The 13,487-nt window shown below is 40.7% G+C and carries 10 protein-coding genes and 1 other annotated feature; of the genes, 9 read left to right on the forward strand and 1 reads right to left on the reverse strand.

The annotated features are described in order from the left end of the window. The first annotated feature begins 321 nt into the window (after window positions 1-321). Window positions 322-2,589, forward strand: a complete 2,268-nt coding sequence (gene secDF / locus AC1Q6O_RS10465; protein WP_089986680.1) for a protein translocase subunit SecDF — start codon at window positions 322-324, stop codon at window positions 2,587-2,589. Window positions 2,590-2,688: 99 nt separating this feature from the next. On the opposite strand, the gene AC1Q6O_RS10470 is transcribed toward secDF, so the two are convergent. After that, window positions 2,689-4,377, reverse strand: a complete 1,689-nt coding sequence (locus AC1Q6O_RS10470; protein ID WP_492401134.1) for a methyl-accepting chemotaxis protein — start codon at window positions 4,375-4,377, stop codon at window positions 2,689-2,691. A 319-nt stretch (window positions 4,378-4,696) separates the two neighbouring features. Then, window positions 4,697-4,963: a binding site (T-box leader), on the forward strand. A 125-nt stretch (window positions 4,964-5,088) separates the two neighbouring features. On the opposite strand from AC1Q6O_RS10470, the gene AC1Q6O_RS10475 reads away from it, so the two are divergent. The 8 genes from AC1Q6O_RS10475 to recJ are packed head-to-tail and all read left to right on the forward strand — an operon-like array spanning window position 5,089 to window position 13,464. After that, window positions 5,089-6,450 (forward strand): chorismate-binding protein, encoded by a 1,362-nt coding sequence (locus AC1Q6O_RS10475; protein ID WP_492401136.1) that lies wholly within the window; start codon window positions 5,089-5,091, stop codon window positions 6,448-6,450. Beyond that, window positions 6,447-7,478 carry an anthranilate phosphoribosyltransferase gene (gene trpD, locus AC1Q6O_RS10480; protein WP_090002903.1) on the forward strand — a complete coding sequence of 344 codons (1,032 nt, stop codon included), beginning with the start codon at window positions 6,447-6,449 and terminating at the stop codon, window positions 7,476-7,478. Before AC1Q6O_RS10475 ends, trpD begins: the two co-directional genes overlap by 4 nt. Continuing rightward, window positions 7,475-8,266 (forward strand): indole-3-glycerol phosphate synthase TrpC, encoded by a 792-nt coding sequence (gene trpC, locus AC1Q6O_RS10485; RefSeq protein WP_008181109.1) that lies wholly within the window; start codon window positions 7,475-7,477, stop codon window positions 8,264-8,266. Before trpD ends, trpC begins: the two co-directional genes overlap by 4 nt. Next, window positions 8,263-8,877: a phosphoribosylanthranilate isomerase gene (locus AC1Q6O_RS10490; RefSeq protein ID WP_008181108.1), complete on the forward strand. Its 615-nt coding sequence runs from the start codon at window positions 8,263-8,265 to the stop codon at window positions 8,875-8,877. Before trpC ends, AC1Q6O_RS10490 begins: the two co-directional genes overlap by 4 nt. Then, window positions 8,877-10,088, forward strand: coding sequence for a tryptophan synthase subunit beta (gene trpB / locus AC1Q6O_RS10495; protein WP_492401139.1), 1,212 nt, complete (start codon window positions 8,877-8,879; stop codon window positions 10,086-10,088). Before AC1Q6O_RS10490 ends, trpB begins: the two co-directional genes overlap by 1 nt. After that, entirely contained in the window at window positions 10,085-10,879 is a 795-nt protein-coding gene (trpA, locus tag AC1Q6O_RS10500; RefSeq protein WP_096365177.1) for a tryptophan synthase subunit alpha, read from the forward strand. The genes trpB and trpA overlap by 4 nt, the downstream gene beginning before the upstream one ends. Before the next feature lie 43 nt (window positions 10,880-10,922). After that, window positions 10,923-11,105, forward strand: coding sequence for a hypothetical protein (locus AC1Q6O_RS10505; protein WP_492401141.1), 183 nt, complete (start codon window positions 10,923-10,925; stop codon window positions 11,103-11,105). Between the two features lie 37 nt (window positions 11,106-11,142). After that, a complete protein-coding gene (gene recJ / locus AC1Q6O_RS10510) occupies window positions 11,143-13,464 on the forward strand; it encodes a single-stranded-DNA-specific exonuclease RecJ (RefSeq protein ID WP_008181100.1) in 2,322 nt (773 codons plus the stop codon). Window positions 13,465-13,487 lie beyond the last annotated feature (23 nt).

The following is a 13,487-nucleotide window of genomic DNA, read 5'->3' on the forward strand; positions in this document are numbered from 1 at the left end:
AATTCAAAGAAACCTATATGTGTTGAATTGACACCAAGCGCAACCTGTTTCATAATAAGTGTGTTGCGCTTTTTTTATTTTGAAAAACTGTTTACTTACATAAACCGCCCATGCGATGTTACTTGCATTAGGAAGGTTAGTACCTAATAATACAAAGATAAACTTGCGCGTTATGAACGAATGAAATAAGTGAAGCTACCTTTTTGAGACACAGGTAACATGATTCTAAGAAAAAGGAGGATTAATCGTTTCAAAAGGTATTGCTAGTTACTTGTTTGGCGTGTAAGGACAACCCTTACACCATTTCGAGGAGGATTTTCAATGAAACTAAAAAGTCGTATAGTTGCATTCCTATTAATTCTTGTGCTTTTGGTAGCAGGAATTAGTACGACTGTAAACGGCGTCTTAAAGGACATTAAGCTTGGTCTTGACTTACAAGGCGGGTTTGAGGTTCTTTACGAGGTAAATGAATTAAAAGAAGGACAAAAAATCACGCCGGAAGTTGTGGCTGCTACGGCAACAGCCCTTGGTAACCGTGTCAATGCGATTGGTGTTAGTGAACCAAGCATTCAGGTTGAGGGAGAAAACCGTATCCGTGTGCAATTAGCTGGTGTTGAAGATCAGGAATCTGCACGTAAGTTACTATCTACTTCTGCGAATTTAACATTCCGTGATGTGGATGATAATTTATTATTAGATGGGAATGATTTAGCGGAAAATGGAGCTAGTGCTTCCTTTGACCAGCAAAATCGCCCAATCGTATCTTTAAAATTAAAAGATGCGAAAAAATTTGCAGATGTAACAAGTAAAATTGCTGCGAAACCTGTAGGACAAAATTTATTAGTTGTATGGTTAGACTTTGAAGAGGGTGTTGATTCCTATAAAGCGGAATCACAAAAAGCGAAGCCTCGCTATTCATCAGCAGCAACAGTTAGTCAAACGTTAAATACTACAGACGTTATGATAAGTGGTAATTTCTCTGTTGATGAAACAAAAAATTTATCAGGAATTTTAAATGCAGGGGCACTACCTGTTAAGCTTGATGAAATTTACTCCACTTCTGTTGGTGCTCAGTTTGGTGATGAGGCACTGAAAAGTACCATTTTTGCAGGTATTGTCGGCGTAGTAATTATTTTCTTATTCATGTTATTTTACTATCGTTTACCAGGCTTTATTTCCATCATTACACTTGTTGTATTCACTTTCTTAGTCTTGGTTGTATTTGATTGGATAAACGCCGTATTAACGCTTCCGGGTATTGCTGCTATTGTACTCGGTATAGGGATGGCTGTGGACGCCAACATTCTAGCAGCAGAACGTATACGAGAAGAGCTTCGAGTAGGGTATTCTGCTAAACAGGCGTTCCAAATTGGGTCTAAACAATCTTTATCAGCGATTGTCGATGCACAGTTGACGACTCTATTAGCAGCGGGCATTCTATTTTACTTCGGGACAAGCTCTGTCAAAGGATTCGCAACTACATTAATTATTAGTATTTTATTGAGCTTCTTAACAGCAGTTTGGGGTTCTCGCGTTCTATTAGGAGTCCTTGTTAACAGTGGCTATTTCAATAATCCAGCATGGTATGGTATTGCCAAAACAAAACAACATAGTTTAGATGAAAACATTGGCACATTAGATTTATCAACGAAATTTGATCGTTTCGATTTTGTTCACAACCGTAAGAAATTTTATACATTCTCTTTAGCCATTTTAGTGGCTGGGATAGTGGTTATGGGTATTTTCCGTCTAAACCTTGGTATTGATTTCTCTAGTGGTACACGTATTCAAATTGAAGCAGAACAAACGTTAACACAAGAAGAAGTAGCAAAATTCGTTGATAGCATTGGTTTCCCTTCGGAGGATATTGTCCTTTCAGGAGAAAAGAGTACATCTGCAGTTGTACGTTATAAATCCGATTTATCACAAGCAGATATTTTAAAATTCCAAAAAGAAACAACTGATAAATATGGTCATAAACCTACTGTAAGTACGGTATCGCCAACAGTTGGTAAGGAATTGGTGAAAAATGCTATTAAAGCATTGGCACTTTCAGCACTAGGAATCATCATTTATGTAGCAATTCGTTTTGAATGGCGAATGGGCATTGGTGCAATTGTTTCATTATTGCATGATGTATTCTTAATCGTTGCCGTCTTTAGCTTCATGCGTTTAGAGGTAGATATTACATTTATTGCGGCTGTGTTAACCATTGTTGGTTACTCCATTAATGATACGATTGTTACCTTTGACCGTATGCGTGAAAACTTAGATCGTTATGATACAATTAATGACCGTGAAGTATTGGCGAACATTGTAAATAAATCATTACGCCAAACAATGGGACGTTCTGTTAATACAGTCCTAACAGTTATTATTGTTGTTATAGCTTTATTAATTTTTGGTGCACCATCTATTCAAAACTTCTCGATCGCGTTATTGATTGGTTTAATTACAGGTATGTATTCTTCCATCTGTATCGCAGCTCAAATCTGGTATTCATTAAAAATTCGTGAAATGAAAAAATCAGATGGGCAGCTACACAAGAAAGAGAAAAAACAATGGGGTACAGACGAACCTACTGTATAATTTAAATGGGCAGGGGTAGAAAACAAATTGTTTTCTATACCCTGCTTTTATGATGCAAAAAAATCTGCTGGCTTTCTAAAAAGCAGCAGATTTTCTTTCTTATATTTTAAATTGTTGAAGTAATGTTTGTAGCTGCTGGGCATGTTGACTTAACTCCTCAGCGACCGCGTTCACTTGCTGCATTGTTGCGACTTGTTCATCAACAGACTCACCAATTATTTGTGAATTGCTGGCTGATTGATTTGATACACTAGCTATTTCCGTGACAGAGGCTGCAACCTGTTCAGCACTGGCGGAAATTTCCTCAGATGTAGCAGATATTTCTTCAATTTGCTCAGTAAATGCAGTCACGGCTGATGTGATGGAGTAGAAAGCATCCCCTGCCTCGTGAATTTTATTTACGCCATCTTTTACAGACGCTAGTCCATGATCGACGGCAACTGCAACATTGCGTGTATCTGTCAGAATTTCTTTTGTAATGGCAACTATTTGATTGGCAGACTGATTAGATTCCTCAGCAAGTTTACGTACTTCATCAGCTACTACTGCAAAGCCCTTACCGTGTTCCCCAGCTCTTGCCGCTTCAATTGCCGCATTTAATGCCAGTAAATTTGTTTGCTCTGAAATGGCTGTGATAACGGTTGTAATTTGTCCAATTTCTTCTGATTGTTTACTTAACTTTTCGGTTAATGTAGCAATTTCAGAGGTAGCCACAGAAATGATAGACATTTGTTCTTTCGCTATGGAAATAGTTGTTCCTCCTGTTTGTGCGAGCTCAGTCATACTTTCTGCATTGGAATGAAGGCTTTGTGTCGCTTCTGCAATGCGTTGGACACCGGCTGCTGTTTCATCCATTGCTACAGCACTTTGCTGTGAAGCACTAGCGGATGAAACGATATGTGTTGAGTTTTCTTGAATTCGTTGGGCAATATCCTCAGAAGTCGCCGTCACTTCCTCCGTGCTAGCAGATAGCTCTTCAGAGACAGCTGATAGGTGGGAGGCACTATCTTGGATGTTTGACATTAAGCCTGTTAGACTGTGCTTTAACGTATTGACAGCCACGGCTAGTGTACCAATTTCATCTTTTGATTGGTGAGTCAGCTCATCAATCGTTAAATCTCCTTGTGCTAATGTATCAGCCGCTCCAATAGCCTGACGCAATGGCTGAACAATCGACCTTTTAACAAAAAACATAAAGTATACACCAATAACGACACTAGCCAATAGTAGCGTGATGGAAATAATAATTGCTCGTGCAACCGTTTGATTCACTTCAGCATCAACCTTTTGAAGCTGTTCATTATGATACTCTAACATTTCCTTCGTCAATTGGAAGATTTCCTTATTATCTTTTGTCACATCATTATTTATGTAAGAGAGTGCTAAATCTACATTTCCATTATTGAAGGCTTGGACCGCCTCTTCGGAATGAGTAAGTAAATCTTTTTGTAGTGCTGTGATTTGCTGCATGATATTTTTTGTGTAATCAGAACGAACAAGCGTAGAAAGTTCATTCACCGATTCTGGTAAAAGCTTTTCATAGCGCTCTAAATTAGCTTTAGCTGTCTCATCCTTTTGATTTAAAATATAGGAACGTAAAAATAAACCTTGCGATGCGAGTTCTTGCTGAATTTTCACTGTTAATTGCATTTGAACTATACGATGTTGCAGCACTTCTTCTAGATCATTTTGCGTAGCTTTAAATTGAAGAAAGCTCACAATGCTTGAAATGAAGAGTAAACATGTTAATGAAATGAAGCCCAGATTTAGTTTTTTACGAACGGACATAGACGTTCCTACCTTCTTTTGTTATATAGAAAAAATAAATGTTCTGAAATTACTATAACTTGATATTTTTACAAGGTCAATACTCAGAAAATTTTCAATAGCAGGAGTAGTATTTCCTTTTTAAGGAATTTCAAAAGGGTTATATACCTATATAAAAAGCTTCTGAAATCCATGTCAACCACTTGATTCTTCAAAATTGATTGACAATTGTATTTGTTTGTCATAGAATTAAGGCTAACTTTTTGTTCGGTCAAGGTAGAAGGCTACGGGAGCGTGGTCAGCCTAAGAACAGATGAGCTGAGTTTAGATGAGAATAGCTGAGAAATTGTTGAATAAGAGTAGTAGCATAGGTGTGCAATATAGAGAGTCAGTGGCTGGTGAGAACTGATTTGTAGCTTATGTGAATGGACTTATGAGAGTCGCCTTTAAAAAAGCGAACGTGAATCCCCACGTTATAGGGAATGCTTGAACGATATATGGCTATAGCTATCTAACCGATTAGCTATGGACGTAGCAGGAGCAGGCATTAAAGTGAGAGCAATATGCTCTAATATGAGGTGGCAACGCGGTCATGATCGTCCTCTGCAATTAGGAATAATCCTTTTTGCAGGGGATTTTTTTATTTTCATTCAACAGTGCAATTTTTCTTCATTCGACTAGACATTAGCTAAAGGAAATCTTTGGAGAAGGAGATTGAAAGCTATGCAAACAATGAGTTCAAGAACAAAAATGAAAACCATCAATGGCGATTCTTTAACACCGATTTTAATTTTTAGACGTTTACAAGGTAAGCATAAATTTTTGCTGGAAAGTTCAGCCCAGCATGAGGGTGCGGGAAGGTTTTCCTTTATCGGTGCGAATCCAAGAAAAACATATAAAGGTGTCGGGCAAGAAATTCAGGAGTATTCCTATCAAACAGGAAAAACCTATGTCCATAAAGGTGAGCTCTTTGCTCTACTGAAAAGACTCATGCCACGCATTTCCCATACGACTGAATTTCCGTTCTCTGGTGGTGCCGTTGGTTATATAGGTCATGGAGGAACATCGATGCTGCCAACCGATGAAAAGGATCTCCCAGATGTTCATTTTCATGTCTATGAAACAATCATTATGTTTGACCATGTAACGGATGAAGTGACACTGATTCATACAAATATAGATGTGGAAAAACAAGAGCCTGACTTGGAGGATTTAGCCCAACAGTTGTTACAGGGGCATGCAAGTGAAGAAGCAACTTACACCTATCAAACGCTTGATACTTCTACACAGGATCAATTTACAAATGCTCTACAAAACATTCAACGTAATTTACAAGGGGAAATGACAAGAGTCATATTACCGAAGCGCTATATGGCAAAGTTTCAAGGAGACGCTTTTTCGTTATATAGACAGCTCCGTAAAAAAAAGCCAGCTGCCTATATGTATTATGTAGAATTTGAAGATTATGTAGTTTTAGGAACATCTCCTGAAAGTCTAATACGAGTGACAGGAGAACGAGTAATTGCAACCCCGACAGAGGGAACATACCCACGAGGAGGAACGAAAAGCGACGACTTAGAAAATGAACGAAAACTATGTAATCATCTAGAGATTAGAAAATCACATGCCCTCCTTGTGAGCGCAGTGCAGCAAGAGCTACAGTCAGTTTGTTTTCGGGATTCCCTTCAGGTGATTGATGCTATGCGTATTGAGAGATCGAAGCAAGCTTTACACATGACTTCTAGAATAGAGGGACGTCTGTTGCCAATGCTTCATGCCCTTGATGTATTAGCAGCAATGCTACCACCATATTCAACTACAGGGATACCTAAGGAACAGGAAACCTATTATTTGGAAAAATGGCATCATAATGCGGGTATTTTTGGCGGAGCTCTCGGCTTCATTGGTTTTAATGGGCAGTTGGATTTTGCTTTAGCTGGGCAATCCATTGTGGTGAAACAGACAATGATGCATTTGCAATCGACCATTGCGGTTACAAAATATACGGACGTATTAAGAGTTTTACAGCAGGTGGAAGAGGAAGAACGAGTATATTTACAGTTATTGGCGAATAATGGAGGGCAAAACGAATGAAGCATTTACAGCGGAAAGTGTTGCAAGGAGAGCATTTAATGTATGAAGAAATGCTGGAGGTGGCGCAATGGATATTTCAGGATGACACCCCTAAAGATGAAATCGCAAGCTTTTTAACAGCCCTATCTATAAAGGGGGAGACGGCTCATGAAGTAGCGGCATTAGCAACAACTATGCGGTCATTTGCCCGTGATGTTCCGGTAAAAGAAGGGGATTACATGGATAATTGCGGTACTGGTGGTGATGGTCTTCATACATTTAATATCAGTACTGCCTCTGCATTCGTGCTAGCGGGAGCTGGTGTTAAAATCGCCAAGCATGGAAATCGTAAAATTTCGTCTTCCTCTGGCAGCTCGGACGTTTTAGAGGCATTAGGCATTCATACAGATATGACAATTCCACAAACGGTAGATTTATTGGAGAAAGAAGGCATTGCTTTTTTATATGCACCGAATATCCATCCTAAACTAAGAAGGATTGGAGAGGTGCGACGTGCACTAGGTCGACCAACCATCTTTAATCTAGTTGGCCCTTTAACAAATCCTGTAACCCTTTCAACACAATTTACAGGCATTAATCGTCCCCATTTTGTCATGGAGTATGCTTCTGTTCTACAAATGCTAGGACGGGAGCGTGCCATTGTAGTATCAGGTCCTCAAGGGCTAGACGAAGCTTCCTTAGCAGGGCAAAATACATTGGTTTTACTAGATAAAGGAGATTTGATTCCATTCTCATTGACCGCAGAGGATGTCGGTCTTCGCTCGGCACCATTAGAGGCCATTCGTGGTGGCAATGCTGATGAAAATGCGGTAATAATGAAAAAATTATTGGCTGGGGAGCAGAGTGCCTACTTAAATACGGTATTGTTAAATGCCGGAATTGGATTATTCGGTTATGGTCAGGCAGAAACGATTAAAGAGGGTGTGGCTATGGCGAAAGACAGTATTAGCAGTGGGCGAGCCCTACAAAAATTAGCAAGGGTTGTAGCTTATAGTGAGCAATTAAAAGGAGTGAAGGTTGGACAATGAATATTCTTCAAAAAATACTTCAGCAAAAGAGGATAGAGGTAGGAGCATTATTAGAGCAGCCTGATCCTTTAGCGAATTTTTCAGAACAGCAACGCCCTTCGTTATTCCAATCATTACGGCAAGCAAACACATTGCAAGTGATTGCTGAAATGAAACGTGCTTCACCTTCCAAAGGGTTAATTGCTGGTGGGGCAGACCCAGTTGCCCAAGCAAAAGTTTATGCTCAGGCAGGAGCAGCAGCTATTTCTGTATTAACGGACAAGGAATTTTTTAAAGGTTCCTTTGAAGATTTAGCTGCAGTTGCTCGTACTGTGGATACGCCACTTCTTTGTAAAGATTTTATGGTGGATCGAGTGCAAATTCGATTTGCGAAGGCAGCAGGCGCATCAATAATTTTATTGATCGTGGCAGCATTAACGGATGAAGCTTTACGTGATTTATATAGCTACGCAACGAGCTTAGGCTTAGAGGTTTTAGTGGAAGTGCATGATAGTGAGGAGCTCGAACGTGCCCTTGCAGTCGATGCGAAATTGATTGGCGTTAATAATCGAGATTTACGCACTTTTGAAGTCAATTTACAGCGAACAAAGGAGATTGCAGAAGCCTTTCCGTTTGATGAGGAACATCTATTAATTAGTGAAAGTGGTATTTGGTCGCAGGACGATGCGAAACAAGTGGCGGCTATGGGCGCTAGTGGCGTTCTTGTTGGAGAAGCATTAATGCGGAGCGGAGATGTAGGGCTAGCACTCAGACGTTTACAAGTTCAAACCGAGGAGACGTCAGTATGACAAAAGTTAAAATTTGTGGATTACAAGAATTAGAACATATCCAAACAGCAATTCATGCTGGTGCAGATGCTGTGGGCTTTGTTTTTGCACCAAGTAAACGTCGTGTATCCATTGAACAAGCACAGCTGTTAGCAAAGCAAGTGCCACAAGGTATTTTGAAAATTGGTGTCTTTGTCAATCCAACTCCTGCTGAATTACAGGAAGCAGTTGAGCGAGTGCCTTTAGATTACGTGCAATACCATGGAGAGGAAACAGCAGCATTCATTGCTGAACAAGGTTATCCGGCTATAAAAGCATTATCTATACGGACAAAAGAGGATGTGCAAGCCGCTGCTAATTATCAGGTGGACTATTATTTATTCGATGCCCCTGGGACTGATTTTAAGGGTGGAAGTGGTCGAACTTTTGACTGGACTTTACTTGATGAAGTGGGAATTCCACGAGAAAGATTAATACTTGCTGGTGGATTGAAGGCGGAGAATATTGAAGGAGCCATTACAGATGTAGACCCTCACATGGTGGATGTATCCAGTGGTGTAGAAACAAATGGCATAAAGGATCATAAAAAAATACGGACATTTTTACAAATGGCAAAGAGGGGGCATAGATAATGACAGTTTCGATAGCCAATAGTGTACCAACAAAGGATGGGCGGTTCGGCCAATTTGGTGGGCGGTTTGTACCTGAAACATTAATGACAGCCTTGCTAGAATTAGAGACTGCTTATGAGGAAGCAATAAAAGATGCAGCGTTTACAGAGGAGCTATCCTATTATTTAAAGGACTATGTGGGACGTGAAACCCCGCTTTATTTCGCAGAAAATTTAACAAAGAAGCTTGGTGGAGCGAAAATCTATTTAAAGCGTGAAGATTTAAATCATACAGGTGCTCATAAAATTAATAACGCGATCGGCCAGGCCCTCCTTGCCAAACGAATGGGGAAAAAGAAAATTGTTGCGGAGACAGGCGCTGGGCAACATGGAGTAGCAACGGCTACCGCTTGTGCCTTATTAAATCTTGAATGTGTAGTTTTTATGGGCGCTGAAGACATCAAACGTCAGCAGTTAAATGTTTTTCGTATGGAGCTACTTGGAACGAAGGTTCAGTCGGTGGAAAGCGGGTCAAAAACTTTAAAGGATGCTGTAAATGCTGCTTTGCGCTACTGGGTAACAAATGTGGAGGATACGCATTATATTTTAGGCTCTGCGTTAGGCCCACACCCATTTCCAAAAATTGTCCGGGACTTTCAGCGTATTATCGGGGTAGAAACAAGGACACAAATTTTGCAAAAGGAAGGTCGTTTACCAGATGCAGTTGTAGCTTGTATTGGTGGAGGTAGTAATGCAATTGGCATGTTTCATCCATTCGTTGACGATGAATCAGTTGCCTTATATGGTGTAGAGGCAGCAGGAAGTGGTCTTGAAACGGGGCGGCATGCTGCAGCCATTGCAGGTGGACAATTGGGTGTATTACATGGTGCTTACATGTATTTATTACAAGATGAAAATGGCTTTGTTCAAGAAGCACACTCTATTTCAGCAGGATTAGACTATCCAGGAAAAGGGCCGGAACATTGTTATTTACATGAGATGGGTCGAGCGCAATTTGACTCTATCACAGATGCTGAAGCATTAGAAGGCTTACAATTATTAAGTCGAACAGAGGGCATACTTCCCGCACTGGAAAGTTCCCACGCTATTGCTTATACAGCAAAGCTTGCTAAAACTATGCCGAATGACAGCATTATTGTGGTGTGCTTATCTGGCCGAGGGGATAAAGATGTACACACGGTTCGTGCGTCACTAGGGGGGGATCTGAAATGACGACTTTACAACAGGCGATTGACCAGACAAAGCTTGCAGGACATAAGGCTTTTATACCGTATATGATGGCAGGCGATGGGGGATTAGAAACAGTCAAGCCAACGATCTTAAAGCTACAGCAGCTGGGTGTAACAGCTATTGAAGTAGGCATTCCCTTTACAGACCCTGTTGCAGATGGTCCAACAATTGAACGGGCTGGAGAACGAGCATTAGTAGCGGGTGTAACGTTGAGGAAAGTATTACAAGCTCTCGCTTCATTTAAAGAGGAAATAACTGTCCCATTAGTCATCATGACTTATTTTAATCCCGTATTAGCATATGGCTTGGAGGCTTTTGCTCAAGCTTGTGTAGCTGGAGGAGTCAAAGGAATAATCGTACCCGATGTGCCATTAGAGGAAAGTGGGATTTTACGAGAGGCCTTAAATCCACATAGCATTGATGTCATCCAGCTTGTATCATTAACAAGTCCTCCTGAACGCATTACTCGTATTGCTGCTGCAAGCCAAGGATTTGTTTACGCAGTCACTGTAAATGGAATTACAGGGGAACGATCCAATTTTGCTACTAATTTAGAACAACATTTTGCAAGCTTGCGTCAGGCAAGTCCAATCCCAGTACTAGCGGGATTTGGCATTTCAACGCCAGAGCAAGTGAAAAGTATGGGAATGTTGGGAGATGGGGTCATCGTTGGAAGTGCCGTTGTGACAGCCTTACATGAAGGCAGGATGGAAGCAATAGAAGCATTAATAGCCGCTTCAAAAGGCATTTATGAAAAGTCTACTCTTTACTAGAGTGGGCTTTTTTGCTGTGTAGTGGATAGCGTGGGGGGGAGTGATGGATAGAAGGGTCAAAGTGATGGATAGCAAGGGGAAAGTGACGGATAGAAGGAGCAAAGTGACGGATAGCAAGGGGGAAGTGACGGATAGCAGGAGCAAAGTGATGGATAGCATGCTGAAACAGAGACATAGCCTTACTTGGATAAAACTATCAATCTTACGGATAGTGCGTATCGTGTAGAATTTCGGTATAATAGCTTTCGTAAGGAAGTGAGAAGATGATTCTATCGAAAAAAAGATGGCAAGTGGAGCGCCCAGACGTAAATCTTGTACAAGCATTACAAAATGACTTACAACTTTCTGCGATTGCAGCAAAAATTTTAGCAGCGCGAGGCTGTGAAACAACAGCTGATGCAGAAAGCTTATTAAATATGACAGAAGCGAATGTCCATGATCCTTTTCTCATGCACGGTATGACGGAAGCGGTGGCACGAATTGAGCAAGCTCTTGATAATGGAGAGAAAATTTTAGTCTACGGCGATTATGATGCCGATGGTGTGACAAGTACGACGGTCATGCTAAATGTTCTATTAAATCTTGGTGCTGATGTATCGTTTAAAATACCGAATCGTTTTATTCATGGTTATGGGCCACATGAGGCTCTTTTCAGGGAAGCATATGAGGAGGGTGTGCAGTTAATTATCACTGTGGATAATGGGATTTCGGGGATTGAACCTATTCGTGTAGCGAAGGAGCTTGGGCTGGATGTCATTGTGACCGATCACCATGAACCAGGGGAGGAATTACCACCAGCAGATATCATTTTACATCCACGTATACCTGAAGGGCATTATCCTTTTGGAGAGCTTGCTGGTGTAGGTGTAGCTTTTAAGCTTGCACATGCTCTATACGGAGAACTACCAACTCATTTATTAGAATATGTTGCGATTGGCACGGTGGCTGATTTGGTGCCATTAGTGGATGAAAATCGTTATCTCGTTAAACGAGGGATAGAGGAAATGCGTCGTTCTCTTAGTCCATGGGTACAAGCCATGTGTGATATTGCGAGTACGGAGCAAGCAAAAATTAATGAGGAAACGATTGGCTTTTATTTTGGTCCACGCTTTAATGCAGTGGGGCGTCTCGGTGATGCATCGCCAGGTGTCGAATTATTAATGGCAGAGGATAGCGCAAAGGCAACAGCATTGGCCAAACAGCTAAATGCCTGCAATACCGAGCGTAAGGATATTGTCAAAAGTATAACGGATGAAGCCATTGCCCTAATTGAAGCAGAGAAGAAAATTAGCGATTCTTTAGTCCTTGTTGTAGCAGGAGAAGGCTGGAATGCAGGGGTTGTAGGAATCGTTGCTTCACGTCTTGTTGAACAATATTATCGTCCGACGATTGTCCTTTCACTTGACCCTGATAAAGGCACAGCAAAAGGCTCTGCACGCAGTATTGAAGGCTTCCATTTATATAATGAATTGGCCAAAAATCGTGATATTTTACCTCATTTTGGAGGCCATCCGATGGCAGCGGGGATGACTTTATCAATTGAGCATGTGGATGAACTACGGTCACGCTTGGATACACAGGCAAGAGCATGTTTAACAGAAGAGCAGTTAACACCTGTGGTACACATTGATATCCCTCTAAGCCTAGATGAAATTTCTGCAGATGCTATTGAAGAAATATCAACACTTGGCCCGTATGGTACAGATTTTCCGAAGCCAGTTTATGTGCTTGAGGACGTTGAAATATCTTCGATGCGAAAAATTGGAGCAGCTGAGAACCATATAAAAATGGAATTAACGAATGGCTATGACAAATTAGATAGTGTTGGTTTCCATAAGGGCCATTTACATGATGAATTAACGTATGGCATAAAAGTGTCCTTTATTGGTGATTTGCAAATTAACGAGTGGCAGGGTCGTAAAAAAGCTCAATTTATGATTGAAGATGTTCAAACCACTGAATGGCAGCTTTTTGATATTCGTGGTATTCGTCAAACGGCTCGCTGGCTCAATACAGTGCCAAAGGAAGAGGCGACATTTATAGCCTTTCGTCCAACAACAATGACCTATTATCAATCGTTAATTGATGTTCCTATAATAGTCGTTGATCCAACTCTTTCAAACATCGGACAAAGTGAATATATTGTTCTTTTAGATTTGCCTGAAAACATTCAAAAGCTAGAAGAGGTTTTACAGAAAACAGCCCCTTCACGCATCTATGCGCATTTTTATATGCCAGATTCACAATACTTTAATGTTTTACCTACCCGAGAGCAATTTGCATGGTATTATAAATTCTTGAAAAATCGACCAGCATTTCCACTTGATATGCATGTAGCGGACATAGCTAAGCATACTGGATGGCCATTAGAAACATTAAAATTTATGACACAGGTGTTTTTTGAGCTTGATTTTGTTAAAATGGAGAGTGGACTGACGACTGTCAACGTGGATGCTCCAAAACAAGCATTGACCGAGGCACCGTCGTACAAACAACGTTCAGAACAGATTGAAATGGAGCAAATGCTTGTCTATGCTCCTTATATAGAATTAAAACAATGGTTTGATGAACGAATACATGACTAGACGAATACGTTTCGTAGGAGGAG

Source organism: Lysinibacillus sp. GW823-FHT06C08 (genome assembly GCF_058795135.1).

What these genes read in the sequence shown, in the direction of transcription:
- secDF (WP_089986680.1), top strand. Translation starts at nt 322, where the DNA reads ATGAAACTAAAAAGTCGTATAGTTGCATTCCTATTAATTCTTGTGCTT.
- AC1Q6O_RS10470 (WP_492401134.1), bottom strand. Translation starts at nt 4,377, where the DNA reads ATGTCCGTTCGTAAAAAACTAAATCTGGGCTTCATTTCATTAACATGT.
- AC1Q6O_RS10475 (WP_492401136.1), top strand. Translation starts at nt 5,089, where the DNA reads ATGAGTTCAAGAACAAAAATGAAAACCATCAATGGCGATTCTTTAACA.
- trpD (WP_090002903.1), top strand. Translation starts at nt 6,447, where the DNA reads ATGAAGCATTTACAGCGGAAAGTGTTGCAAGGAGAGCATTTAATGTAT.
- trpC (WP_008181109.1), top strand. Translation starts at nt 7,475, where the DNA reads ATGAATATTCTTCAAAAAATACTTCAGCAAAAGAGGATAGAGGTAGGA.
- AC1Q6O_RS10490 (WP_008181108.1), top strand. Translation starts at nt 8,263, where the DNA reads ATGACAAAAGTTAAAATTTGTGGATTACAAGAATTAGAACATATCCAA.
- trpB (WP_492401139.1), top strand. Translation starts at nt 8,877, where the DNA reads ATGACAGTTTCGATAGCCAATAGTGTACCAACAAAGGATGGGCGGTTC.
- trpA (WP_096365177.1), top strand. Translation starts at nt 10,085, where the DNA reads ATGACGACTTTACAACAGGCGATTGACCAGACAAAGCTTGCAGGACAT.
- AC1Q6O_RS10505 (WP_492401141.1), top strand. Translation starts at nt 10,923, where the DNA reads ATGGATAGAAGGGTCAAAGTGATGGATAGCAAGGGGAAAGTGACGGAT.
- recJ (WP_008181100.1), top strand. Translation starts at nt 11,143, where the DNA reads ATGATTCTATCGAAAAAAAGATGGCAAGTGGAGCGCCCAGACGTAAAT.